Source organism: Candidatus Methylomirabilota bacterium (assembly GCA_035315345.1).
Classification (GTDB): domain Bacteria; phylum Methylomirabilota; class Methylomirabilia; order Rokubacteriales; family CSP1-6; genus CAMLFJ01.
Genome location: DATFYA010000157.1, coordinates 1 through 2,714, shown reverse-complemented (window position 1 = coordinate 2,714; position 2,714 = coordinate 1). Strand labels below are relative to the sequence as shown.

Annotated in this window: 2 protein-coding genes; one reads left to right on the top strand and one right to left on the bottom strand. The window is 68.5% G+C overall.

What is annotated here, in order from left to right:
* Window positions 1-342 precede the first annotated feature (342 nt).
* Window positions 343-2,118, top strand: coding sequence for an IS1634 family transposase (locus VKN16_20350; GenBank protein HME96557.1), 1,776 nt, complete (start codon window positions 343-345; stop codon window positions 2,116-2,118).
* 30 nt (window positions 2,119-2,148) lie between these two features.
* Here the strand turns inward: VKN16_20350 and VKN16_20345 are convergent, their stop codons facing one another.
* The gene (locus tag VKN16_20345) at window positions 2,149-2,607 is read right to left on the bottom strand and encodes a hypothetical protein (protein ID HME96556.1); all 459 of its coding nucleotides are present in this window, start codon (window positions 2,605-2,607) and stop codon (window positions 2,149-2,151) included.
* Between the last annotated feature and the right edge of the window lie 107 nt (window positions 2,608-2,714).

Sequence of the window (2,714 nt, the reverse complement as noted above, 5' to 3'; positions counted from 1 at the left end):
AGCCTACCGGCAGGGCGAGAAAGACTGGCTCGGGTTGGCGGGGGCGCGGGATCCTGGCCCCCGTCGCTCGAGCTGGTCGCGGGGGCGACCATGGCGGGCGACGGGGATGCACTTCCTTACCCCCGCGTGGGGGCCGCCGCTTGGTTCGAAGTCTAGCAGGATGCGGAAACCCTCAGCCTGCTAGCCCATGTTTCCCCTGTCGAGCAGGGGAGCGCGGTGGAAGTACGCGAATTGCTGAGAGCGTGGGCCGGATTTCGTAAAATCTGTAGTGACAGGGATCAGACACAATATTCTTGACTCCCGAGGGAGCGGGCCTCTACGCTGCGGTGACAGGGGAGGGCGATGTTCCTGCGTACAGTCAAGGCGGCGGGCGGCAAAGGCGTGCAGCATGAGTACGTGCGCTTGGTCGAGGCCTACCGCGAAGACGGCACGACCAAGCAGCGCGTCGTCTGTAATCTCGGCCGCAAAGATCTGCTCGTCCCGCACCTCGATGCGCTGATCCGATTGCTGGGCGGGGAGTCCGCGCCCGCCAAGCAGACCGCGTCGGGCCTCGTGCACGCCACCGGCGCCTGGGATTGGGGGCCGATGCTGGTGGCGCGCACGGTGTGGCGCGAGCTGGGAGTGGACACCGTGCTCACCGCGCAGGGCGGGCGCAGTCGCGCCGACGGCCGGGCGCTGGCCGAGCGGGCGCTGGTGCTGGTGGCCAACCGCTTGTGCGCGCCAACGAGCGAGCACGGCCTGGCGCGGTGGTTGGAGACCGATTTCGTCTGCGATCAGCACGGGCGGCGCTGGGTGCCCGCCTGGCGGGACGACGCCGAACGCCGGGCCAGTCGGCAGCCGCGGGTGCGCGTGGCGTTTCGCCAGCTCAAGCAGTGGTACCGCACGTTGGATCAGCTGCGCGCGCGGCAGAGGGCGATCGAGCAGGCCCTGTACCTGCGTCTGCGCGATCTCTTCTCGCTCAAAGTGGACTTGGTGTTCTACGACCTCACCTCGACGTACTTCGAGGGCCATGGGCCGCCGGAGGCGGCCCATGGCCATAGCCGCGATGGCAAGCCGCGCAACCGCCAGGTGCTGGTCGGGGTGGTGATGGTCGATCAGTGGCCGATCGCGCACCACGTCTTCCGGGGCAATGTCCGCGATGCCACGACGGTGCCGCAGGTCCTCGAGGACCTGGAGCAGCGCTTCGGGCTGCGCCGCGTGGTGTTCGTCGGCGACCGCGGGATGGTCACGGCGGCCAACGTCCAACGCCTGCGCGAGCGCGCGCAAGGCTACGTCGTCGGGCTCCAGCGCCGCCGGCGCGAGGCCGTGTTCCAGTACATCGAGCGCGCCACCGGCCCGTGGATGGCGTGTCCGGTGGGGCAGACAGCCCGCGAGAAAACCGCGCCCCCGAAGACCCAGGTGCAGGAAGTGGCCTCGGAGCAGCCGGGCGTCCGCATCTTCGTGGTGCAGAGCGACGAGCGGCTGGCCTACGAACGGACGCAACGCGTGCAGGCCATGGAGCGGGTGCGCGCCCAACTCGAAGCGCTCGAGCGCCGCGTGGCGGCCGGCAAGCTCACGGCCGCAGCGAAGATCGGCGCGGCCGCGGCGCGCATCCTCACCCGCTGGCACGGGTCCCGCTATTACGACTGGGAGTACACCGCCGGGCGTTTCCGCTTCTTCGAGCATCCCGTCCATCTCAAGCGCGAAACGGCCTACGAGGGCAAGTACGTCATCCAGACGGAGGAGCCGCACCTCACCGCCGTGGAGGCGGTGCAGATCTACAAAGAGCTCAGCGAAGTCGAGCGCGCCTTCGCCAATCTCAAAGACGTCATCGAGCTGCGCCCGATCTTTCACCGCACCGACCCGCGGGTCGAGGCCCACATCTTCGTCGCCGCGCTGGCCTTCTTGCTCCACCGCACGATCGAGAAGAAACTCAAAGCCGCCGGGCTCGACCTGTCGGCCACCGAAGCGCTCCGGGTGCTCCGCACGGTGCGCCTCGTGGAGTTCACCCTCGGCCGGGGCCAGACTAAGCGCTCCGTCACGCGCGGCTCCACCCGTGCCGCCACGATCCTCGCGGCTTTGGGCATCACCCACCTTGATCCGCCCACCCCACCCTCGGGGTCCCTGACCGTCATGTAGTGACAATCCCGTCGCTCGACCCTCAATACTTCAAGGACTTATAGACCGAAAAGGGAAACATGGGCTAGCGTGAGCCGGACTCATCGGGCTGGACGGAGCAGGCCGCCGCACGATGTCGGCGACCTGCGCCGTCACTCGTCGATGACCGCCGTAGAAGTAGTGATGCGGGTGATGGCGCGGCGCATGGAGCAGGAGGTATTCGGCACGCCGGAGCTTCCTCCGGAGCTGGCTCCCTTGGGGATTGATCGGCGTGATCGGGTGGAACGCCCGGCAAACCGCGCGCAGATGCTCGCGTGACTGCTCGAGCTCGACCGGGTCGCGGACCGTGGTGGCCACGTCGACCGTGTGGTCGCGGGCGAGCCGCTCGGCCATCCGGTAGATGCGCTCCTGGCTCGCCCTGACCTTCGGGAACAGGGGCTCCATCGCGAGGATCAGGATTGTCTTCGGCCTGCCGTGGTCCGCCCCGGAACGAGGAAGCAACTGTGCCATTGGCGCGGCCCATTGTACGCTCCGGCCGGGCCGAGGCCGGGGAGATGGGTGGCTCGGCCGGCGGCTTCCTGTCAGCGACCGGTTGCCGTGGAGCCTGATGCTGGAGT